13 protein-coding genes and 1 pseudogene are annotated in these 17875 nt (G+C 47.4%); 8 read left to right on the top strand and 6 right to left on the bottom strand.

The genetic code is table 11. The annotated features are described in order from the left end of the window. Positions 1-14: 14 nt before the first annotated feature. On the top strand, positions 15-164 hold the full coding sequence (locus ACSQ8O_RS00490; protein WP_157256838.1) for a hypothetical protein: 150 nt from the start codon (positions 15-17) through the stop codon (positions 162-164). 292 nt (positions 165-456) lie between these two features. After that, on the top strand, positions 457-660 hold the full coding sequence (locus ACSQ8O_RS00485) for a hypothetical protein (RefSeq protein ID WP_056611440.1): 204 nt from the start codon (positions 457-459) through the stop codon (positions 658-660). Between the two features lie 82 nt (positions 661-742). On the opposite strand, the gene ACSQ8O_RS00480 is transcribed toward ACSQ8O_RS00485, so the two are convergent. From ACSQ8O_RS00480 to ACSQ8O_RS00455, 6 genes are all read right to left on the bottom strand, one after another. Further along, on the bottom strand, positions 743-1711 hold the full coding sequence (locus tag ACSQ8O_RS00480) for a sugar phosphate isomerase/epimerase family protein (RefSeq protein WP_056611435.1): 969 nt from the start codon (positions 1709-1711) through the stop codon (positions 743-745). Between the two features lie 51 nt (positions 1712-1762). Further along, entirely contained in the window at positions 1763-2917 is a 1155-nt protein-coding gene (locus ACSQ8O_RS00475; protein WP_436240054.1) for an MBOAT family O-acyltransferase, read from the bottom strand. Positions 2918-3007: 90 nt separating this feature from the next. After that, positions 3008-3925: a hypothetical protein gene (locus tag ACSQ8O_RS00470; RefSeq protein ID WP_436240053.1), complete on the bottom strand. Its 918-nt coding sequence runs from the start codon at positions 3923-3925 to the stop codon at positions 3008-3010. A gap of 91 nt (positions 3926-4016) precedes the next feature. Next, positions 4017-5216: a hypothetical protein gene (locus tag ACSQ8O_RS00465; RefSeq protein ID WP_436240052.1), complete on the bottom strand. Its 1200-nt coding sequence runs from the start codon at positions 5214-5216 to the stop codon at positions 4017-4019. Positions 5217-5223: 7 nt separating this feature from the next. Further along, the gene (locus ACSQ8O_RS00460) at positions 5224-5475 is read right to left on the bottom strand and encodes an acyl carrier protein (RefSeq protein ID WP_056611423.1); all 252 of its coding nucleotides are present in this window, start codon (positions 5473-5475) and stop codon (positions 5224-5226) included. Positions 5476-5526: 51 nt separating this feature from the next. Beyond that, a complete protein-coding gene (locus tag ACSQ8O_RS00455) occupies positions 5527-8766 on the bottom strand; it encodes an FG-GAP repeat domain-containing protein (protein WP_436240051.1) in 3240 nt (1079 codons plus the stop codon). Positions 8767-8983: 217 nt separating this feature from the next. Here ACSQ8O_RS00455 and ACSQ8O_RS00450 point away from each other — a divergent pair, with 217 nt between their 5' ends. The 6 genes and pseudogenes from ACSQ8O_RS00450 (at position 8984) to ACSQ8O_RS00425 (ending at position 17857) form a co-directional block, all read left to right on the top strand. Further along, the gene (locus ACSQ8O_RS00450; RefSeq protein WP_436241916.1) at positions 8984-11536 is read left to right on the top strand and encodes a DUF3656 domain-containing U32 family peptidase; all 2553 of its coding nucleotides are present in this window, start codon (positions 8984-8986) and stop codon (positions 11534-11536) included. 391 nt (positions 11537-11927) lie between these two features. Further along, the gene (locus ACSQ8O_RS00445; protein ID WP_436240050.1) at positions 11928-12248 is read left to right on the top strand and encodes an alpha-glucuronidase family glycosyl hydrolase; all 321 of its coding nucleotides are present in this window, start codon (positions 11928-11930) and stop codon (positions 12246-12248) included. Then, a pseudogene (locus ACSQ8O_RS00440) lies at positions 12185-12529 on the top strand (endo-1,4-beta-xylanase); the annotation flags it as partial. The gene ACSQ8O_RS00445 and the pseudogene ACSQ8O_RS00440, both read left to right, overlap by 64 nt. A 145-nt stretch (positions 12530-12674) precedes the next feature. Next, the gene (locus tag ACSQ8O_RS00435; protein ID WP_436240049.1) at positions 12675-14306 is read left to right on the top strand and encodes a response regulator transcription factor; all 1632 of its coding nucleotides are present in this window, start codon (positions 12675-12677) and stop codon (positions 14304-14306) included. Further along, entirely contained in the window at positions 14278-16065 is a 1788-nt protein-coding gene (locus ACSQ8O_RS00430; RefSeq protein WP_436240048.1) for a sensor histidine kinase, read from the top strand. Before ACSQ8O_RS00435 ends, ACSQ8O_RS00430 begins: the two co-directional genes overlap by 29 nt. A 94-nt stretch (positions 16066-16159) precedes the next feature. Beyond that, the gene (locus tag ACSQ8O_RS00425) at positions 16160-17857 is read left to right on the top strand and encodes an ABC transporter substrate-binding protein (protein WP_436240047.1); all 1698 of its coding nucleotides are present in this window, start codon (positions 16160-16162) and stop codon (positions 17855-17857) included. Positions 17858-17875: the final 18 nt, after the last annotated feature.

Genomic DNA, 17875 nt, shown 5'->3' with positions numbered 1-17875 from the left:
AATGGAGGCAAATAATGAAACCGACGTTAGAGCTTCAAGAAATTGTATCTGCATTGGGGATTGATCCATTCCGATTTCTAGCATGGCAAGAGAAAGAGCTATCTTACGCCGGATTGACCGAAATACCGGAAGATGAAGATCACCGAGATGCGCTAGCCGTGTAAGCATAGTCTTAAGTTCCAATCGAACAAAGCCCGCACGGTTTCTCCGTATGGGCTTTTTGTTGTTCTTACGGAGAGTAATAAATAGTTGCACAGATGGACATTTTATACGTACAAGGGATATTAAAGAAATCTGCCTGCGTGGGCTAGCCAAATAGGCCTAATCCCAAACAAAAGGTGACAAACTTGTTACACATCGATGCAACTACTTGCATCTCGTGTCCAATCGAGCTAACATAGTATTAAAATAGCAGGACGTGTGCCTTGCACCGAGTTACTATAAGGAGGTTTCACCATGTTATTAGCAGAAGCAGCTGAAGCATCAACTAGCACGTATACAAGCTTTGATATCTATGTTTTGATCTTCACAGTGGTGATTGCAATTGCCGTTATCCGTCAATTGATCAACCCAAGAAGAAATCTGTTTGCACTTGGATTTGGAACTGTATCTCTACTCGTATTTCTTTTCATGGATGTCATCATGATCAAAGGCTGGTAGAACATACAAGTAAACAAAAGCCCGCAGGACTCTAGATCGGAAGATCTCTAGCCTGTGGGCTTTTTGTGTGCGATCTATTCGATTACACCCACCACATTTCACCAAGTGGTTCCTTGATGAGTACTTGTTGGAGGTTCGATACGGCCTTGGAGAAGCCCTCGTCAACGGACATTAAGCCGTCTTCGTGCTCGATACTAACGACATAGTCATAGCCAACCAGACGCAATGCGCTGATAATGTCAGCCCATACTTTCATATCGTGACCGAAACCAACGGAACGGAACTGCCAAGCACGATCCAGCATGTTTGTGTAGGACTGCATGTCCGTCACACCGAAACGGTTCGTGTTGTTGTAATCATGTGACGTATCTTTCGCATGGAAATGGTGAATCGCGTTCGCGCGTCCAAGAATTTGAACCGCTTGTACAGGATCAATTCCTTGCCACCACATGTGACTTGGATCCAAGTTGGCACCAATCGCTTCACCTGCAGCTTCGCGAAGGCGAAGAAGGGTAGCTGGTGTATGTACGGAGAAACCGCCATGCAGCTCTAATCCGATTTTGATATTACGATCTGCTGCGAATTTGCCTGTTTCTGTCCAGTAAGGAATGACTTTGTTCGTCCACTGCCAGTCCAAGATCTCTTGGAAATCGTTCGGCCATGGTGCTACCGGCCAGTTCGGATATTTGGCATCCTCATGGTCACCAGGGCAACCAGAGAACGTGTTAACAACAGGTACTTCAAGGCGTTCAGCCAATTCAATCGTTTGTATAATAGCATCGTGGAACTCTTTCGCGATGTGTTTTTGCGGGTGAAGAGGGTTACCGTGAGCGCTTAGTGCGCTAATCGTCAAACCGCGGGACTCTACCGCGTGTTTAAAAGCTTTCAGTTTACCTGCATCAGCAAGTAGTTCAGCTGGGTTGCAGTGTGCAGTACCTGGGTAGCCACCCGTACCAATCTCAACGGCGTCCAAGCCTTTCGCTGCAATATAATCCAAAGCTTCCTCGAAAGGTTTTCCACCGAAAAGAACCATAAAAACGCCTAACTTCATTCGATTACACCTCCATAATTGATAAAACAATCAGATCAAATTATACCACTATCATCCAGTAAAATGAAGCAAGCCTTTATAGATCCGAAGCACGGTATCGTAATTCGAACTATAGATGATTACGGAGAACGTCACGAGCGTCTGCGTCACCAAACAGCGGAAGTAGAAGTATGCTTTAGATACCTTTTTCTTATTCACTGTCGTGAGTTTGAAGATATTCTCAATCGCGATAATGATGCCATGGTACAGCCCGTAAAGGAAGTACAACCACGTAAAGCCATGCCATAAGCCCATCAGCACCATAATAAGGATGGATAGGCTGGCTGTGAGCGCCGTGGAGGGAGTTTTACGCGAGAAGAACATGAAGATGTGATCACGGAAAAAATCGCCCAGCGTCGCATGCCAATTCCGCCAAAACTGCGTCATAGAAGGTGAGAAGAGAGGCTTTTTGAAGTTCTCTGGCATCGTATACCCCATTAATCGACCAAAGCCAATTGCCATATCGGAATAACCCGAGAAGTCGAAGTAGATGAGCGCATAGAACCAGATTAGCAGGAACAAAGATTCCCAAGTATGAAGCTCATGCTTCAACACGCTATCGAACACCCCAGTCATCCAGGTGACGACGACGATCTTTTTAAATAAGCCTAAAATAATACGCTTAATGCTGTTTTCAAACAGCTTGGCATCTACCGTGTAGGGCTTCTTGCTGTCGGCCATGAAATCGCGGAATTTCAGAATCGGTCCGGAAGTAAAAGTCGGAATGAACAACAGATAATTGGCATAATCAATGGCCGGCACTTCGCCTTCTTTTCCAAAGAAATAAGCGAAATAGTACGAATCAATCACTTTGAGAACGTTGTAAATGAGTCCTAAATAAATGATGGCGTCGAACAATGGAGAGGTGAAAACACCCATAACGAAAAAGCGAACACCGAGAAAGACACCGACAATATTCGCGGCGATTCCGAAAATAAAGGTCGCTTTCCGCCATATCGTCGTCCGGCACAGATACACAAACCCGAAATAATTAATAATCGTAAAAGCAGCATAGAAAACGACCAGCTTCTTACTAAACAACAGGAGGAAGCACAGACTGAATATGATCATCAAAATGCGCTTATTGTCCGCCCACTTGCGGGTGAGCATCAGAACGGCAATCATGCCACTCATCGCGACCATCGCGTTCATGTGCATATAAAACATAGCTAAAGAACTCCTCGCTTGCTAGATCTTAGAACTTCTCGTAGATGAACAATCCCTTGCCGGTAAAATAAATGAAAACCAAGTAAAGCATCACGAGGTAGATGAGGATTTCGACGGTTTTCCTAAGGAATTTAACCACGTGTCGACCTCCTTCGTAAATAGCGGCGCGCCCTCTTCCCGGTTCAGGTGAACAAGGTCATGGAAATAACGCGGATCGTACGTGTGCATCAAATCGAGCGTGGGAACGTTCGCAGCTTGTAGCTGTGCGTTAACGGCATTCTTCAGTGAAGTGACATAGGGAGGATCAGCGTAGCCTTTGTTCCACGGCATCCAAATCACACGCAACGCGAGCTTATGCTCGTCCGCATACTGGAGCACCCACTGTAGGGCATCCAGATTGTCTTGGAAATCCTTCAAGGTCATGGCGCCGAACCGTTTGTCGTAGTCGTCCCACTTGGTCTTCAGAGCAGCGTCGTCCTTGCGGCCTGGGTACAACTCCTTGTCAATCCAGCGCGGCTCGAAGGCAAGGCTGCCTTTGCTTAAATTGCGAGCAAACTCGGTACCTGAATCGCGGAAGTAATCACGGTACGTATACACATAAGGCTGGTACCACGGTTTGAACCACTGATAAGTCGGATCCGTTTCGAGAGGGTCGAGCATCGTATGCACGTCGATCCCGATGACAAGTTCATCCTTCACCTGATAGAGGTTGTTCTTCAGTATGCCCTTCAGATCAGTCAGCTTCCCGTAGGAAAGCCCCATCTCGACCAAATGGCTATCCGACTTCTCTTCGATATAAGCACCCGTAACGGCCGAATTACCGAAGAAAACCGGACCCGTATGGGACCAGCTATGGTGGTAGAGCGTTTTGGTGAAGTCGTTTTTGTAAAAACGGCGTGAAGACGCCATCGGGTTCCACCAAGAGATAAGCAGGTCGGAGACGACGATGGCGAGCAATAGGCCGAGTGCAAAGCTATTTTTTTTGAGAAAAGCAGCGGTTGCTTTCAATAGAATCACTCATTATCTTCGTAGTGGTTAAAATGAAAACCCAAGGACTCGTTCGTATGACACGAGCACCCTGGGGTAATTGAAATAAGACTTACAAAGCCTTCTCTTGCCAAGCGTGGTACTGCTCACGGAACGTAGCAGGCCATTGCCCCACATCGAGACCGTACTGTGCGAGGAACGCGAACGCCCAGCGCTCAATACCGAAGCCTACGCAGCCCGTAACGGCGTTACGTTTGCCCATTTTAATATTAAACGCATTCCCGAATGTGTTGCTATGGAAATTGACGGAAGAACATGCAATGGACTTCTTCACATGCGGGATGTTCAGGCGAAGCTCGTACTTCATCTCCTGGTTACGTTGGAACGACGCTTTTACTTGGAAATCATTCGTGAAAAACGGATCGTTCGCGATCTCAAGCAGGCTATCTACCTGCCATTCTACCGCCAATTCTTTCAAATACTCGATGGATTTCAAGCGATTTTCTTTCACAAATTCAGGCTTACCAACGAAAATAATTTCACGCATCGAGAAGTCGAGCAGACGACCGAAGTCGGAGTGGTTTTTGGACTCAAAACGGTGACATTTCGCAATCGCGGTCACGACAATGCCGTCGCCTTCCAGCGTTTCATTCTCGAGACCTTCATAGCAGTGGTAACAAGTAGAAGGGTTCATCATGAAATTAGGCTTCACCATGTTGTTATCCAGCGCCAAAGGCTTCTCTTGATCCCAACCGCCAGCTTCACGAATTGTTTGGGAAAATGCCTCAATGACATCGAGATCTTCACGCAGATGCGTCACGAAATGAATGTGCTCAGGGAACGAAGTGAAATGGTTCGTTTTGTTCAACGTATGGCTATTGATGACCGCAGGATATTGTTCCTCTTGGACACCTTCGAAACGTCTTGCAATTTTACTGACGAATGAGTAGTCAAGGAAGCGCATCAAGCTGGAGAAAGGCTCACGGAAGATGAATAGGCCGGGCTCTAACACCTTAATCGCTTTACGCTCAGCGAGCTCAGCAATAATGTCGCCTTCATAAGGCGTGTCGACTTTATTTTCGAATAAAATATTCTCTTTGAACCCGAAATCACCGTGGGAGAAACGCTCAATCAGGCGTTCAACTCGTGCAGTAATCCCTTCATCACCGTTAGGTGAGTTGTGGGTGATGATGATGTCTCCATCAATTAAAAGGATTTCTTGAATGTGCTCATCAGCAAAGGCAGAGGCATATTTGACTTGACCGTGCTGGCTTTCAGCTAGGCCTGCCAATGAAATTTTAACTGTACTCATGAATCCGTTACCTCGCAGTCTTCTTGGAAATAAAATCGGCAATTTCACTCACCGTGTTCATTGGATAGAGCATCAAATCTTGGTTCGTTACTTGCAGGTTATACGTTTTCTCAATGTGAGCGATGAGTGCGGTCGCCCCAACGGAATCGATAAACCCATAATCGAACAGATGAACGTCCACATCGAAATCGTCATCATCCTCGGCAATTTCGTAACGCTCGCGAATATGCTGCTCAAGCTCTTCTAATAAAGTAGACATGGGGAAAGCCTCCTGATTCAAAAATAAGTAGATGATTAAATGTGGATAGGGTTACTGCGCATTGGTGACAGGCCCGGTAAAAGTAAGTGTCGTCACATCCCCGTATCGGGACAGTGTGTAAGTTTGGGAAGCAGCGTCATGCAGAACGGTAACATCAGGTGAAGAAGCTAATTTGAGCTCAACTGGACTAAATAATTTAACTTGCTGCAGCCCTGCGGATTCAAGCTTCAACTGATAGGTATTTCCTTTCTCCGTAAGGGTAAAAGGAACATTCGAACGGACAACATGGAACTGTTGTGACGATGGTCCCACGCGAATCTCAGCTTTCTTCGCTAATCCGAGATAAAACTTGTTCTCAATCGTCGTATAGATGTTTGAATTGCTTTGCAGGGAATATAGGGTGAGCTTATCCCCTTTTTCGATGGTGACGCCTAAGGTATCCGCGTACTCTTCAGCTAAAAGAGAAACATCTGATCTTTCAGGTGATAGCGTAGCGTGGAAGTGAGGACTGCCACCGCTGAGGCGATCCTTCAGTCGATCCCACAGGTAGGAACCCCAGGATTGGCTGATCTTCACATCGCTTTGCATAGCGGTTAAGAACGATTTGGCCATCTGTGTTTCGGACATAAAGTTATAATCATGCTTCGTGCGAAGCTTGTCAAAGTAATCAGCAAATTCCGTTAAATTAGCAATTTTCTGAGGTTCAGGGAAATGGTATTCAATATGCTCGAAATAATCAATCGGCATATCCAGCTTTACCATGGTCTCGAAAACATCTGTGTTTGCATTGTCACCAGCTGGCCTAAGGACCGGTGTAGGTGCATGAATGAGCATCGTCGTATCGGTCTTTCCTTGCTCGTCTTGTAAAAGGAAGGGAAGCGACCAGATCGATTCTGGACGAGCAAGCACAGGGGACTCGGAAGGTAAGAATCCGAAGTTGTACCACATGCCTTTTCCTTTCTCGGTAAGCAGGGTCTGATCGTGATCTTCATTATTAATGCGCCAGGTGTGCTGGTTCGTTCCAGGATGTAACCATGGAATACCAAGCTTATTGAAAGCCTGTTGATGCAGGTTGAACTCAATTCTCTCGTCATCAGCACTCTTAAAATTATGTACAAATGTGTGCGGATTTAATTGTAAATGCTGATCTTTCGCATACGCAATGAATTCGTTTAATTCCGATTTATAAGGAAAGTGCGGGTCATCGATCGCTACTGGAGAGCCGAATTCGATACCACCCACGATGAGATCGTCATTGCCATCGTGATTGATGTCCAGCCATAAAGGCACGGAATAATGTCCAGCAACTAACGCGTGGTTGCCGACTTGGTTCAAGGTTGTTCCTGCGAGGGGACCCACATCTGCCCAAGCGCCACCGATTTCTTGGGTGAACACCTGAAGGTCCCCGTCGCTGCTGCCGACCACGAGATCCGGTCGGCCGTCTTGATTTATGTCACGCACCGCTGGCGCGGCGTGCGTGGATCGGTTCGGCAGCGTGATGATCACGCTGCCTGGCGCGAGATCCAGGGCCGCTGCGCTGCGGCCCTGATACAGCCACACTCGTCCATCGGCTGCGCCTAGGACGAGGTCGAGCTTGCCGTCGCCGTTCACGTCGGCGACGGATGGCGCTGCAGGCCCTCCGGGCAGCTGCAGCGCAGTTCCGCCCGCGAGCACAGCCGCGGGCTTGCCGAACTTGCCGCCTGCCAGCTGCGGCAAAAGCTGTATCGCGCCGGACTCGTCCGAGACGACGAGGTCCGTGCGGCCATCCCCGTTCACGTCGGCGGCGTGAACGGCACTGTAAGGGCTGAGCTGGAGCGGTGCGCCGCTCTCCAGCAACAACTTCGCAGGCGCGCCGAACGTGTCGGGCAGCGCCATGCCTTTCGGCGGCGGCTCGCTGACGTAAGCCGCCTCATCCTTGCCGAGATTCGTGTAGACATACACGAATCCATCGCTGCTGCCGGCCAGCAAGTCCATGCGGCCATCGCCGTTCAAATCCGCGGCGGCAGGGTACGCGCGATACGGCAGTTCAATCGTGCCTGCAAGATCACGATAATCGGGGTACGTGGCTTGCCGCAATGGAATGCCGGCAGCCATCACGTGCAGTCCGCTCGCGTAGCCGGAGCCGGGCAGCTCACCCACAAACGAAGGCTTCGCGTTCGTTCCTGTGTTAAGCTGCACCGTCACGCTCTCGCGCCATTCACCCCAGTAGAAGGCGTTGCGCACGAGTGTAAACGAGGGAACCTCGTTGTACTCCTTCAGCTTCTCCGCCCAAGCAATGCCGTCCTTTTGCCCGATGGCCGGCATCGCCTCGAAATGGTTCTGAAACGCCATCGCCGGCCTGCCATATGGCCCCAGGCTCTTCTTTATACTGTACCCGAGCGTTTCCTTAGCGACATAAGCTAGCAGCTCACTGCGATACTGCATATTAGCCGCCGCCCAAGCAAAGTTAAAATACGGCTCAATCGGCAGCGCTCTTTTATTGAAGTAAGTCGTTCCCGGTGTTGGCTTGCTTGATGATTGGTATTTCTCTGCGAGCTGGGCAAAGCCTAACTTCGGATCGAATCCACTTTTCATATCAAAGCCCGTAGGGAAGTACCGGTTCGGCAGGAAGTTACTGCTGATGAGCACGGCACCTTTACCCACACGATTGTGCAAGACAAGGGAGACAGGCTGCTTCGATTCCAATGGGTTAGCCATAGTGACAACAGTTTGTCCTGTTGAAGGGTTGAAGCCATAACCAAGATTAAACCCAGGCATGTCATCCATCGAGTTATGTTTGAGATAACTGGTTGTAAATAATTGAAACGATTGTTGAATGCCCTGCAAATTAACAGGCACTTGTGGGTAGCTGAGAGACAGCGAATCACCGCTCAGAGGCGCTTTTCTCAAATCAACGATCCCAGCTGCACCCAGAAAGTCTAGCGGAAAACGCTCGGCAAACTCATTTTCCAACAATAAATGTCCGCCCTGCTTCACGAAAGCTATTAGTTTATCGGCTTGTTTGGACCATGCAGCATCTTGGGCTAGCCCTGGATCCAAATACAGTGCGTCGTACTTGCGAAGCTGACGGGTTGAGATTGCAAGCAAACTAGTTCTATCAATTTGAACACCTGCTTGCAAGGTTTGCTCGAAATTACTATAAGCGGCAGTATCATAAGAATCTCCGCTCGTTGCGTACAGAAGCTTAGTTTCCTCGACTTTTGGCAAAAATAGAAGGGTTAGCACGATGACTAAGAGGCCAAGGCTTAACCCGATCAGTAGTTGGGTTACACGAATTTTCGACAAATTCAAAAGGATCCCTCGATTGCTAGAAAGGTCACTATCCTTGCCATTATAGCATTCATGGGTACGTTTGTTAACTTCTAAAGGTAGCGCCCATTACCGTATTGTCGGATATTGGCTTTAGGCGTAGTTATCCCCTGCCCTAGATTCCTACCTATCGTTTCTGTTACACTAAAGAGAAGAGTTTGAGGATTACCGAGGATTGATATTGAAAGGATTTGCTGCCATGCGTACGATACGCAGAGAAGATGTAGAATTATTGGCCCCCGCGGGGGATTGGGATTGTTTGCGAGCGGCTGTAGCCAATGGGGCGGATGCCGTGTTTTTTGGTGTGGAGAAATTCAATGCGAGAGCGAGAGCGCATAACTTTACGATGGCTGAGTTGCCGGACATTATGTCGTTCCTTCATCTATATGGTGTTCAGGGCTTCTTGACGTTTAACATTCTGGTGTTTGAGGAAGAGTTGAACGATGCGAAGCAGTTAATTGAGGCGTGTGTTGATGCAGGTGTGGATGCCGTGATCGTGCAGGATTTGGGCTTGGTTAAAATGATTCGTGAAATCTCACCTGATTTCCCGATTCACGGCTCAACGCAGATGACGATTACATCGCCAGAAGCGGTTGAATTTACGAAACCGTTCGATATCGAACGTGTCGTTCTGGGTCGTGAGAATAACCTGAAACAAATTAAACAAATCGGCGATCAAGCGAAGCTTCCGATGGAAGTCTTCGTGCATGGTGCACTTTGTGTGTCCTATTCGGGACAATGCTTGACCTCCGAAATGTGGGGAGGGCGTTCCGCTAACCGTGGTGAGTGCGCGCAGGCTTGTCGTTTGCCTTATGATCTGATGGTCGATGGTGAGCAAAAACCAATGGGTGACGTCACGTATTTGCTCTCGCCGAAAGATTTGGCGGCGATTGAAATCGTGCCGGAGCTGATCGAAGCAGGCGTTCGTTCTTTTAAAATTGAAGGGCGTCTGAAGACCCCTGAATATGTAGCCAATGTTGTGAGCAAATATCGCAAAGCGATTGATCGTTATTTTGAGGGACAGGATGCTCGTCCGTCAAAAGAGGAAGTGCGTGAGCTTCAGCAAAGCTTCTCACGCGGTTTTACCGTTGGGTTCCTGCAAGGAACCAACAACAAGCAGTTGGTTGACGGCACGTTTCCGAAGAGCCGTGGGGTTTTCGTGGGTCGTATCAAGCAGATTCTGCGCGATGCGGTGATCTGTGAGCTAGAGGCGCCGCTTAAGCGCGGCGATGGGCTAGTTTTCGACGCGGGGGATCCGACGAAGAAGGAAGAGGGCGGCCGCATTTACGATTTGCGCCGCAAAGGAGAGAAACTCGAAGGCGAAGCCGAGGGTGGATTAATCGAAATCGTTATGGGACGCAACGATGTAGAGCTTGGCCGTTTGCATGTGGGCGACCGCATCTGGAAGACGAACGATCCTGCGCTGGACAAACGTCTGCGCCAGACGTTTGAGACGGATAAGCCTTACCGTACATTCCCAGTAAGCGTGAAAGTAACCGGCGTCCTTGGCGAGACGCTCAAGAGCTGGTGGACGGATGTTCGCGGTGGCCACACCGTCTTCGTACAATCCGAGCTTCCGCTGGTTCAAGCGGAAAAAAGACCAATGGACGAACAGCTCTTCACCGAGCAGTTCGGTCGTCTTGGCGGCACGATTTATGAGCTTGCCGAGCTGGATGTCCAGCTGGACGGCGCGCTGATCGTGCCGATGCGTGAGCTGAACAGCATGCGCCGCATGGCTGTCGAGCTGATGGAAGACGAGCGGCAGAAGCCGCGCGCGTACATCAAGCGCGAGATCGGCGTGTACGACGACGTGCCTGATGCAGTAACCGAGCATCACGCGGCTGTTACCGCTGTGAATGCACCTGCTTTATCTCAAGCGGATCGTAGTAGTGTTGAGTTGACTGCTTTGTGCCGTAACCTGGAGCAGGTGAAGGCTGTATTGGCGACAACGGACGTCAACTTGATTTATGCTGATTTTGAATTCATTAAGCAGTTTCCTGCCGCTGTCGAAGCCGTTCATGCCGCTGGGCGCAAAATTGCCCTCGTGACACCACGGATTCATATGCCAGGGGAGACGGGCTATTTTAATAATATACTCAAGCTTAAGCCAGATGCAGTTCTGATACGTAATACCGGTGCAGCCTACTATTTCTTGAAGCATCGCTTTGAGAATCCAGATGCACCACAACCACAACTGATTGGTGACTTCTCCTTGAATGTAGCCAACCATAAAGCCGCAGATTTGTTCTTGGCTGCCGGGCTCTCGAAGGTTACGCCTTCGTATGACTTGAACATTCAGCAGATGGTTGACTTGCTTCGCCGCGCGGAAACATCCAAGCTTGAAGTTGTCATTCATCAACACATGCCGATGTTCCACACGGAACACTGCGTGTACTGTACGTTCCTGAGTGAAGGAACGGACTTTACGAACTGTGGCCGTCCATGCGAGGAGAAACGTGTGTCCTTGCAGGACCGCGTGGGCATGTCTCATCCTGTTCGTGTAGATGAAGGATGTCGGAATACCGTTTACAACGCGATAGATCAGTCTGGTGCCGAGTATTTGAATCACTTCATGGATCTGGGCATCCGCTCATTCCGTGTAGAGTTCTTGGAAGAGACACCGGAGAAAGTAACGGAAATTCTTGATTTGTATCGCAAAGCAATCGATGGCCAAATCAGCGGGACGCAAGTATGGCGTTCACTGAAGGCAACGAACCAGTTGGGTGTAACGAAGGGTACTTTGGTGAAATAAATAACAGCGCCTAGTGCGCTTAGCCGCCTCACGACGATTAGTGTCGGGGGCGGTTTTTTGTCTTGTCGGTGTGGGGGAGGGGGCAGATGACGGTAGTAGTAAATAAGAACTTTCTATGGCCTTATTTACCCAGAAGAGCCTCATCAAGTTAAAATAAGAACTCTACGAGTCTTAGTCTTTATTTCATCTAGTTCCGCGAAACAGCTCCAAATCACAGCAAAAAAGCACTCAGAAGACGTAGAGGCGCTAGGGGCTGACCTACCTAGAAAACTCCTTTAATCTGTTGGGTACAATCTAAACTTCCTAGGGTATGAAACGATGGAGGCAGACGATATAATAACTCGCGAAAGCGCTTTATTTTGAAAACCATACATAATCAAGGTGGTGCAGCATGTCTACACATAAGCAAGAAACAGATCCTTGTTGGCTTCGATACTCGCTAATTGACGAGGCCTCTTTAATAGAAACCTACCGAACGTGGTGTCAAGAAATAGTCACCTATACGATATCTGAAGTCTTTCAGACGGCTGCGCATGAGCTCCACGGAGGAATTTCAGCGTTGCTTGGTGCCGCACCTGTATATTCAGAGAAACCTACGAAATCACATGCGATTCTCCTGAGTGTCAAAGATCAGACGACGGCGCTGGACCATCTCTTAGATACCGAGCGCGTATTGAGCTCTATGCTTCTCTTGGCGTGCAGCTTCAAATAACAGAGCTAGATCTGTCGGTATTCGAATTCACGGACAGACGAACCGATCTCACAGAGTCGACCTCTGAGATGCTAGAGCTGCAGGCGCAGCGGTATGAGCAGATTTTTGAGCTATTCTGAGAGTATCGAAGCAGCATTACGGCCGTTACATTCTGGGGAGCAGCGGATGATTATACATGGTTGGATGATTTCCCAGTGAAGGGGAGGAAGAATTGGCCATTCCTCTTTGATCGTCATCACGCACCGAAGAAAGCTTTCCACCGCGTAATGAAGTCATTATGAAAATAGACCTTTACACCCATAGTTGTCAGATCATGACAGACTGGGATACAATAGACAACATCTAGATTGCTCGTATAGATACCCTGCGAGTCCGGCTATGTACCGGACTCGCTTTTCCATTTTAGTTACCAAGGGAGTGAAGGTCATGAAGCTGCAAGTGATGTTAGTTGATGATGAGCAATATGTCAGGAAAGGTTTGCTAGGCTTAATTGACTGGGATTCCTTGGGATACAGTGTCAGCCATGAAGCCGATAATGGAAAAGATGCACTGCGCATCATTACCTCCAGGCAATCTGACATTGATGTTGTCATCACGGATATTCGAATGCCAGTGATGGATGGCTTAAAACTAATAGAAGAAGTAAAGCTTCATAATCTTAGTACATGCAAGTTTATTATTTTAAGCGGTTACAATGATTTCTCGTATGCGCAATCCGCCATTCGTTATGGGGTTAGCGACTATATTTTGAAGCCCATCGAGGAAGAGGATTTGGAAGAGACGCTGCGGAAGTTAGCGCTTGAAATTAAAGAAGTGCGCTTGCAGAAAGCGATAAGCGGCCGACTCACATTAAGAGGCTTGTTCGAACAACTAAGTAGAGGCGAACAAGCGGCCAAAGCAGTGACGGAGCTTGACGAACGGGTTCGCCTGTCCAAAGGAAGCGTACTGCGGTATGGCATTGTTGAGATGAACCGAAGCCTCTCCGAAGAAGGAGATGCGACGGATTACCTCATCAAGGACGATGTCAGCGTTGTCGCCCAGGCCTTGCAAACCTTAGTCGATGTACCTATCGACGATTTTGTTGTTCAGCTGCGCAATCATCAGTGCGCTTTTCTCATTTGCTCTGATGCGTTGAAGCTGTATGGCGGCAGCTATGAGCAATTTGGCGCTGCGCTGCAGAACCTGTTGGCCAAGCGGCTGCAAGCGGGAGTCACCCTTTATTTTGGTACGAGTGTGAAAGAAATGAAAATGCTCAGCACGTCGATTCAGACAGCTAACGAGCTGCTGCAGTACAAGTATGTGAAGGGAATGAAGGATGTTCTCTTCTATGAAACAGCCTCTAAGACGAAGCTGAGCTATGCAGAGCCGGATGTCAGCCTATTTCATCGCATTCAGGAAGCCGTTGAGGAGCAAGAAACCGAGAAGATCAAGACAACGATCGCGACGCTGTTTGCTGAAATTGAAACGAAATCCCTAGCCAAAGACGCGATTCGCACCATTATCAATCGCTATGTGCACCGAATCGTGGGAACACTGCAGGGGATGCAAGGACCAACGGATTTACTCGTGAATCTTAAGCCTATGCTAAGCTGGGATGCACAACCACTTTCATTTAGTCAGCTGCAGCACTTATTTATTTCGTTTATGATCGAGAGTTCTCGCATGATGGAACAATTGAGGGGAGAGCAGACCAAGGGCAGTATCCACAAGATTAAGAGCTACATTGAGCATCATTACCAAGAGAACATCAATCTCAAGAGCATTGCTGCGGAGTTCTATATGAATCCAGTGTATGTCGGGCAACTGTTCAAGAAAACATACGGCCAGTATTTCAATGAATTTCTGCTGTCTATCCGCATTGGCGAAGCCAAGAAGCTGTTACGTCAGACGGACTTTCGGATCTATGAAATTGCCGAGAAGGTAGGCTTTAACAACGCGGATTATTTTGTTGCGCAATTTGAGAAAATGGAGGATATGCCTCCATCCGAATATCGCAAAAAACTACTGACCAAACAAGGCGGACATACCCATGAAAATGCGACGATTCCAACTAAATAATGTGCGTTTGCGCAATAAGTTGTTGATGCTTTACTTTCTAAGTGTGTTTATTCCGATCTTATTGACCAATGTAATTTTCTATCAAGTGACTACGCATAATGTTCAACGTCAGAAAACGGAAGATATCTCTTTGAATTTAGATAAATTGAAAGATGAATTTCGTGCCAAGATCGACAATGCGGTTGGGATTTCATCCGTCTTTTATACAGACGGTCTCTTAAATGAAGCCCTGGAGCAAACATACGCGGAAACCATCGATTATGTGCGCATGTATAACTCGCAGTTGGCGACCAACATTAATAAGTACAATTTGGTATATAGCGAAATTAAAGGCATTCAGATGTACACCAACAATCCAACGATTATCGACTCAGGCGGCTTACACCCGCTAACGGATATTATTCGGGAAACGGAATGGTATCGTAATCTGCAGAAGGTGCATGCGGAAGGACAACCCTATCCCCTCGTTATGCGAAGCGATGACAATGAGAGCTCGTATAGCGGACTTAGTATTATCCGTCAAATGAACAATTTCGTGAATGCAAATACCTATAGTAAAATACTCAAAATTGAGATGAGCCCAGATGCCATCGAGGTGATGTTTAGCAATCAAGCGCTGCAAGGAAATCTGTATTTGTTGAACGCCGAAGGGGATATTCAGTATACGACAGACATGAAGCTGGATTGGATTCGGGGTAAAACGAATTTCCGCAGCGTGGCGATCCCTAAGGATGCCATTCAATTGGAGCGCGATTATACCACCAACTATTTAAAGAATTGGCGTATCGTGCTCGTTTCTGATGGGCATGTCCTAGATGCCGTGCGTAAATCCAAACAATTCGTCGTTTATTTAGCACTAGTTAACCTATTGCTGCCGACGCTTGTGATTGTATGGATATCCTCCTCCTTGCATACACGACTAGTTCGTATTCTTATTCATATGAAAAAGGTGAAAAACCAGCATTTCGATCTTATTGATGAGCCGGAAACGAAGGATGAAATCGGCCAACTGGTACGGGAATTCAACCGTATGACCGTGCAAATTAAGAGCCTCATTGATGATGTGTACATCGCGGATATTCAGAAGAAAGACCTGGAGCTGAAACAGAGGCAATCCCAGCTGCACGCTTTGCAGAGCCAGATTAACCCTCACTTTCTCTTTAATGCGTTGGAAACGATTCGTATGCGCAGCTTGATCAAGCAAGAAAATGAAACGGCTAAAATTATTAAAAATATGGCCAAAATGTTTCGCCGTTCACTGGAATGGGGCGGGGAGTGGGTCACGTTCCGTGATGAGCTAGATTTGATTCTATGCTTCCTAGAAATTCAGAAATACCGTTTCGGTGATAAGCTGAGCTACCGCTTCGAGGTGGATGAGTCTGTCTATGGCTGCAAAATCCCCAAAATGACCTTGTTGCCCTTCATTGAGAACGCTAGTCTTCACGGGATTGAGCCTTTGCAAGGGCACGGCACCATTGAATTGAAGGCGACTAGAAGTGGGGATCAGGTGAGTTTTACGATTGCGGATACCGGCATTGGGATGCCGAAGGAGAAAGTTGATCTATTGAACGCTTATATGGGTAACGGCGAAGATGTAAGTGGACATGTCGGGATGAAGAATGCTTTTATGCGACTGAAATTATATTATGGCAATGCCATCGATGTACAGATTAGCAGTGAGGATGGCGTCGGAACCATTGTGAAGATTACGACCCCGGTCCAAGTGAATGGGAATGAAGGATCACCTAAGCTTTACTAAGAAGATACTAAACTTTACAGGGTAATCAAGCTGAGAGCGGTTTTATATAATGAAAGTGCTTACAAGATAGTGTTGAGAGGGGAGTTTCACAAGAATGAAAAAGTTGAAATTAGTCACGATGGGCACGTTGTTAGCGCTTTCACTAAGTGCTTGCAGCAGCTCAAACTCAGCAGATCCTGCCGCTTCCAAAACACCAAGTAGTCCTAGTGGGACAACCGCTGCCAAGGAAGAGCTTAAACCGGCTACATTTAGTTATTTCTTGTTTAATGCAGGGAAGAACATGAACACGAATGAAACCCCAATTGGTAAAGAGTTAGAGAAACAAACGGGTGTTAACTTTAAAGTGGAGAATCTCGTTGGCGAATCTAAGACCAAATCCGGTGTCATGATCGCTGGTAACGAGTTCCCAGATGTGGTGCAGCCTGAAGGAGAAATTGATAAGTTCATGGATGCTGGCGCATTCATTCCGCTTGATGAGTTAATTGAGAAATACGGTCCGAACATTAAGCGCGTATATGGTCCTTATTTTGACAAAATGAAGCAAAAGGATGGCAAGATTTATCACCTTCCATTCAGTGCGAATCAAGGCTTTGCCGCTAACCCTAACGTTGACCAAGGCGCATTCTGGATTCAACGCGGCGTACTGAAAGAGCTTGGTTATCCGAAGCTTACGACGCTTGATGAATACTTCAATGCCATTAAGACATATAAAGACAAGCATCCACAAGTGGATGGCAAGGATACGATCGGGTTCTCCGTCATGACGTATGACACGAACTTCTTCACGATTACGAACCCAGCATTCCATCTAGCTGGCTATCCGAATGACGGTGGTCTGTTGATCGATTTGAAAACACATGAAGCGAAAAGTAATGCTATCGACGAGGCGACTACGAAGCGTTGGGTGAAAAAGCTCAATGAAGTCAATACAGCAGGTCTGTTCGATAAAGAGTCCTTCACGATGAACAAAGATCAGTATTTAGCGAAATTGACTTCCGGCCGCGTGCTCGGTTACTTCGCATATGACTGGCAAGTGGGCGATGCGCGCAATAACTTGGCGAAAGCTGGCGTAGATGATAAGCGCTATGTGGCACTTCCAATCGTATTTGACAAAGGGGTTAAGGACCAATACTTGGATCCACCTTCCTTCGTAAACAACCGTGGTATTTCCATTTCCAAAAGCGCGAAAGACCCAGTTCGCATTATCAAATTCTTTGACACGATGCTGACAGAAGACAATCAAATCCTTCAGCAATGGGGTATTAAAGGTCAAACGTATGAAGTGGATGACAAAGGCAAGTTCTTCCGTACAGATGAGGAAATCGCGAAAATTAAAGATCCTAAGTTCTATGAAGATTTCGGTTTGAAAATGTTTGCGTACAACTGGCCTCGTTATGGTAACTTCTCTATTGTAAAAGGAGACAATGCGTTCGATCCGAACAAGCAGCCTTCTGTTGCAGAGAAGAACTATACAGATGGTGATCGCGCACTTTTGAAAGCGTACAACGCGAAAGTCTTTACAGACATGTTTAGTAAGCCGGATGCTCGTCCATGGTACCCTGCTTGGAGTATCAATAAAGGACAAGGCACGCCTGAGCAAATTTTTGAGCAAAAAATGGGTGATCTTCAGAAGAAGGCTTATCCAGAAATGATTCTAGCTGCTGGTACAGACAAGTTTGAGAAAGCTTGGAGCGACTATGTAGCTCAAGCAAGCAAGCTTGATATCAAAGGTTACGAAGCATTTGTAACGAAGGTTGTTAAAGACCGCGTTGCAGGTAACTGGTCGAAATAAGGTATAGGCATATGGAAT

Origin of the sequence: Paenibacillus sp. LjRoot56 (assembly GCF_964253335.1) — a bacterium.
Lineage (GTDB): Bacteria > Bacillota > Bacilli > Paenibacillales > NBRC-103111 > Paenibacillus_E > Paenibacillus_E allorhizoplanae.
This window is presented reverse-complemented; position numbering and strand designations above follow the sequence as displayed.